This window comes from Pseudomonas sp. RW10S2, assembly GCF_014268985.1.
Lineage (GTDB): Bacteria > Pseudomonadota > Gammaproteobacteria > Pseudomonadales > Pseudomonadaceae > Aquipseudomonas > Aquipseudomonas wayambapalatensis.
The window spans coordinates 1-4,368 of the sequence record NZ_JABWRO010000204.1; the positions used below are offsets into that span (position 1 = coordinate 1).

Sequence of the window (4,368 nt, forward strand, 5' to 3'; positions counted from 1 at the left end):
CCCCCCCCCGGGGGGGGGGGGGGGGGGGCGAGCGCACAAGTGCCTTGCGCGCGGCACGGCGATCGGTGTCCGCTGATGCGGGCAACGTTTCGATGACGCCCCGCCGCATCGGCGGAGCATGTGGGGCTACGCCCAGGCTTGCTGCGGCAGGTTGTGCAAAAGCGTGCTGTCCCCGACGCTGGCGGTTCATCGCCTGTACGTCACGCAGGACGGTTCACCGACACACCCGCCCGGCCGAGCTTATGGAGCTTCCACGTCACGCCTCAAGCACGAGGCCGCAAGCTGCGGCAGGGGCGCTCCCGCCTTGTCGCTGGGGTCTTGGCCTTGCCGCATCAGGGCACAAGCCGGTGAAGCCATCACGCGGGGATGTCGAGTCGGTCATGTCTCCTTTCGGGAACGGTCGGCCTGTACGTCCTTGGTCTGTTGTGAATCCTGGCGAGGACACGGCTGCGCCTTGGGCTTCATGGCCGCAACCTTCCAGCGCAAACAATTTCCCCGCCGCTGCGCGGCTTCCTCGCGGGACAAATTCTTTGCGCTTGCAGGTTCTCCACGCTGCTGCGACCGCTGCGCGGTGCGGCCCGCCCATCCCCCGCCGGCCGGATCACAACAAGGACGCACTGGCGCGATCTTGTTCAACCCGAAAGGAAAATCATCATGGCTAACATCGGCACCTTCACCGCAGACAAAGACGGTTTCACCGGCACGCTCCGCACCCTGACGCTCAACGTCAAGGTCAAGCTGGTTTCCAACGACAAGGGCAACAACGAGAACGCCCCCGACTTCCGCTTGCAGGCGGCAAGCCACGACATCGGTGCGGCGTGGAAGAAGACCAGCGAAGCCGGACGGGATTACCTGTCCGTGACCGTGGACGATCCTTCGTTCCCGGCAACGGTCTATGCCCGCCTGATCGAAGGCGAGGACGGCACGCACGACCTGATCTGGTCGCGCAGCAAGCCTCAAGCGGCCTGACGGCCGCCACCGCGCCCCGTCCATTGCGGCGGGGCGCAGTGCTGCTAGTCGCAGCGCCGCGCGCGCCTACGGCGCGTCGCGCTTCTTCAAGATTGCCTCCAGCTCCTGGCGTACCTGCGCCAGAAGCTGATCGGCCTTGTGCGGGCTGTCGCCGGCGTAGGCCAGGGTCAGCAACGTGAGGGGATGCACTTCCATGACCTCGCACAGCTCGGTCAGTTTGTGCAGGGTCGGGCTTTTCAGGTCGCGTTCCAGTGAACTCATATAGGTGCGGCTCGACACGTCAGAAAACGCTTCCTGGCTCAAGCCGCGCGCTTTTCTGACCGTCCGTATTGCCGTTGCCAATGAGTTTTTAGCCGCCACCAATGGTTTTCCCTATAAAACCAAGATGACAACCTATTGCGCCCTATAGGGCTACAATCTATAGTGTTCAATTGGTGTTGTTGTTTTCCGTATTTGTGCCTTTAAGGAAATCCGCATCTGAGGATTTCGCCAGAACCGGGGAGCCGCATTCGTGTCTTTCCTGACATCCACAATTCCGCATTTGCGTTTCTGTGCATGTACGGATTCGAGAGCTTGCGCATTCGTGCTTGCGCACGAATGCGCATATCCGTCTTGGCGGTTCCGTGCTTCGACTGAAAGGTGTGTTCGTGCATTCGCAGATGCGTTGGATTTCTGCCCATGACCCAGCCGTTCACCACCGCCGACGAACGCGCACGCCTGCTCGCCAACGGCGCGGCGCGCGCCGCCGGCCAGAGCATCGACCCGTTGCCAGTGGTGCGACTGTTCACGCCGGATGCGCATGCGACCTGGTTGCTGGCCGCGCTCGACCCAGCCGATGGCGATACCGCGTGGGGGCTGATCGACCTCGGCATTGGCGTGCCGGCACTGGGGACGGTCAGGTTATCCGACCTGGCCAGCATCGTCGGGCCGCAGCAGCGGCCCATCCTGCGTGACCTGTATTTCCGCGCCTCGCGGCCGTTATCGGAATACGCCTGGCTGGCGCAGCGCGATGGTTCGATCCCCGACTGACGAACAGCCTGCTCCCTGCGGCGGGCCATCCAGACACAGGCCGTTGCGGCGCACTGTGTCTTTCTCAGTCTGGCTCAAGACGGCTGGGGTCTGAATCGGCACTCTTGCACCAAGAGGGTGCAACATGACCCAGAAAGACATGATGTGTGGCGCGGGCTGCGGCACGGTGTCAGTGCCGCGCCCCATTTCCGGGATGCGCGGTCGTCGCACTCGGACGAACCTCGCAAGATTTCGGAGCCAATCGGTCTTGACTACTGCCAGCTTAGCCCTCCTTGATGACGGTTTTCGGATAACGCAGTAGCTCCTGTCTTCGACGCCCATAGCGACGTTCCTGTTCAACAGGAGGTTGCCTCATGGCTGATCGAAGCGCCGAGTCCTGGTATCCAACCGCCGCGTATCTCTACGTGCTGCACCTTGACGGCCCCGCGCTGGCGTGGGAGTACCTGCGCCGCCATCCCGAATACCGGCGCGACTGGCTACGCCGTCGCAGCAGGCCGGATGCGGCGCACGCGTGGGGGCTTCGCCTGCTGGAAGACCCGGCGCTGGACGCGCGCGACGCGCATCCAGCCTGGTTCCCCGACCATGACGCCGTGCTCCAGCTCTACCCGGACGCCGACCCGCCACCCGATGCCGACGCCTTCGAGTTCTGGCGCATCCCGGGCCACAAGCATCTGATCCACGATGGCAAGCGCTTGGTGCTGGTGGCACGATGGCCTGGCTGCTGTGTGCGGCTGGCACTGGCACCGGGCCTGGCCGATGGCATGGCCTATCTCTATGCCGTCCGCGCGTGTGCTGCCCGCTGCGGGCGCTACCACACGATGGCGGCCGAGCTGGACAAGCTGGCCGTGGTCGCCGAGACCGCGCCTGCGGCAGCGGCCCGCTCTCGGCCCACGCCTGCCGCGCTGCTGGAGTTGCACACGCTCCAGGCACTTGACGCGACCCTGGCGGGCGCATCCTTGCGCGAAACAGCCGCTGGGCTGTTCGGCGCCGAAGCCGTCGCCGGCGGCTGGTACGCCGACGGCGGACTGCGTTCGCGCGTGCGCCGCTTGGTGCAGCGCGGCCGATTGCTGATGCGCGGCGGCTATCGCCGTCTGGCACAGCTCGAATGACCTGGGGAGGGTCGCTTTGCCTTCACTGCAAAACGACCCTCTGCGCTCCGCGCCTCTTTCTTGAGACTGCCTCCATCCGGTCGCGTTGTGTGGCCGGGCGTTCCTGACCGATGGAGGTTCTCACCATGCGACCCGCTCCCTTGCAACCTGCCGCCGCTCCCGCGCCGGCGCAGCCTCAACGCTATCTCACCAATGATGAGGCCGCCGACTACCTGCGCCTCTCGCCGCGTACGCTGGAGAAACAGCGCGTGATCGGCAACGGGCCGAAGTTCCGCAAGTTCGGCCGGCGCGTCATGTACGCGGTGTCCGACCTTGATGCCTGGGCCGACCAGCGCAGCTACGAAACCACGTCCGACCCGGAATACGCCGAGCACCACTCGGCCGACAGCCGTGCGCGCTGATCGGTGGCTCGCCGGTGGCCATCGCCCTGTCCAACCCATCGCGGGAGCGGGAACAGCTCGATCTGTTCCGCGCCTTGCCGGGCGACATGGCGCCGCGCGACAGCCAGGACCTGATGGCCTTTCCATTTTTCTCGCTGGCGAAATCGCGGCGCACGGCGCCGATCGACTTTCGCAGCGGCAACATCACGATACGCGTGGAAGGGACACTGGAGCACGGCATCGCCACCATCTGGGATGCGGACATCCTGATCTGGGCCGCTTCGCAAATCGTGGAAGCGCGCGATGCGGGTATTCGTCCATCGCGCCTGATGCAGGCAACGCCCTACGAGATCCTGCGCTTCATCGGGCGCGGAACGTCGCTGCACGACTACCAACGCCTCAAGGCTGCGCTGGATCGCTTGCAGTCGACCACTGTGGCCACGTCCATCCGAGAGACGACCGGACGACGGCTGCACCGCTTTTCTTGGATCAACGAGTGGAAAGAGCTGGCCGACGCCCGCGGCACGCCGCTGGGCATCGAGCTGATCCTGCCGGACTGGTTCTACGCGGGCGTGCTCGACGCGGCGCTGGTACTCACCATCGACCCGGCGTATTTCCGACTCACGGGCGGCATCGAGCGATGGCTGTATCGGCTGGTGCGCAAGCATGGCGGTCGACAGGAAGCCGGCTGGCAGTTCGACTTCCGACATCTGTATCGCAAGTCTGGCAGCAGCTCGCGGTTTTCGGATTTCGCCTACGACCTGCGCGTTTTGGTGGCGCGGCAATCACTGCCAGGCTACGTCCTGAGCATCGAACGAATGCCGGGCGACCGTACGGAGTTATTGACCTTCCGACCCCCCCCCCCCCCCCCGCCCGGGGGG

The 4,368-nt window shown here is 65.0% G+C and carries 6 protein-coding genes; 5 read left to right on the forward strand and 1 reads right to left on the reverse strand.

Annotated elements, in window-relative coordinates; genetic code table 11:
- Positions 1 to 654 precede the first annotated feature (654 nt).
- A complete protein-coding gene (locus tag HU729_RS25010) occupies positions 655 to 969 on the forward strand; it encodes a DUF736 domain-containing protein (protein WP_186711871.1) in 315 nt (104 codons plus the stop codon).
- A gap of 66 nt (positions 970 to 1,035) precedes the next feature.
- Here the strand turns inward: HU729_RS25010 and HU729_RS25015 are convergent, their stop codons facing one another.
- Entirely contained in the window at positions 1,036 to 1,329 is a 294-nt protein-coding gene (locus HU729_RS25015) for a helix-turn-helix transcriptional regulator (protein ID WP_026437458.1), read from the reverse strand.
- 318 nt (positions 1,330 to 1,647) lie between these two features.
- On the opposite strand from HU729_RS25015, the gene HU729_RS25020 reads away from it, so the two are divergent.
- The 4 genes from HU729_RS25020 to HU729_RS25035 all read left to right on the forward strand — a co-directional run.
- Positions 1,648 to 1,998, forward strand: a complete 351-nt coding sequence (locus HU729_RS25020; protein ID WP_186711872.1) for a DUF2958 domain-containing protein — start codon at positions 1,648 to 1,650, stop codon at positions 1,996 to 1,998.
- A 353-nt stretch (positions 1,999 to 2,351) separates the two neighbouring features.
- Positions 2,352 to 3,107 (forward strand): DUF2285 domain-containing protein, encoded by a 756-nt coding sequence (locus HU729_RS25025; protein WP_186711873.1) that lies wholly within the window; start codon positions 2,352 to 2,354, stop codon positions 3,105 to 3,107.
- 125 nt (positions 3,108 to 3,232) lie between these two features.
- Positions 3,233 to 3,508 (forward strand): helix-turn-helix domain-containing protein, encoded by a 276-nt coding sequence (locus HU729_RS25030; RefSeq protein ID WP_202883567.1) that lies wholly within the window; start codon positions 3,233 to 3,235, stop codon positions 3,506 to 3,508.
- Positions 3,509 to 3,522: 14 nt separating this feature from the next.
- Positions 3,523 to 4,368: replication initiator protein A (locus HU729_RS25035; RefSeq protein ID WP_186711875.1), on the forward strand; the 846-nt coding region annotated here is incomplete at its 3' end.

Bases quoted from the DNA above. Each gene is read 5' to 3' on its own strand.
- HU729_RS25025 (WP_186711873.1), top strand. From the start codon at position 2,352: ATGGCTGATCGAAGCGCCGAGTCCTGGTATCCAACCGCCGCGTATCTC.
- HU729_RS25010 (WP_186711871.1), top strand. From the start codon at position 655: ATGGCTAACATCGGCACCTTCACCGCAGACAAAGACGGTTTCACCGGC.
- HU729_RS25020 (WP_186711872.1), top strand. From the start codon at position 1,648: ATGACCCAGCCGTTCACCACCGCCGACGAACGCGCACGCCTGCTCGCC.
- HU729_RS25030 (WP_202883567.1), top strand. From the start codon at position 3,233: ATGCGACCCGCTCCCTTGCAACCTGCCGCCGCTCCCGCGCCGGCGCAG.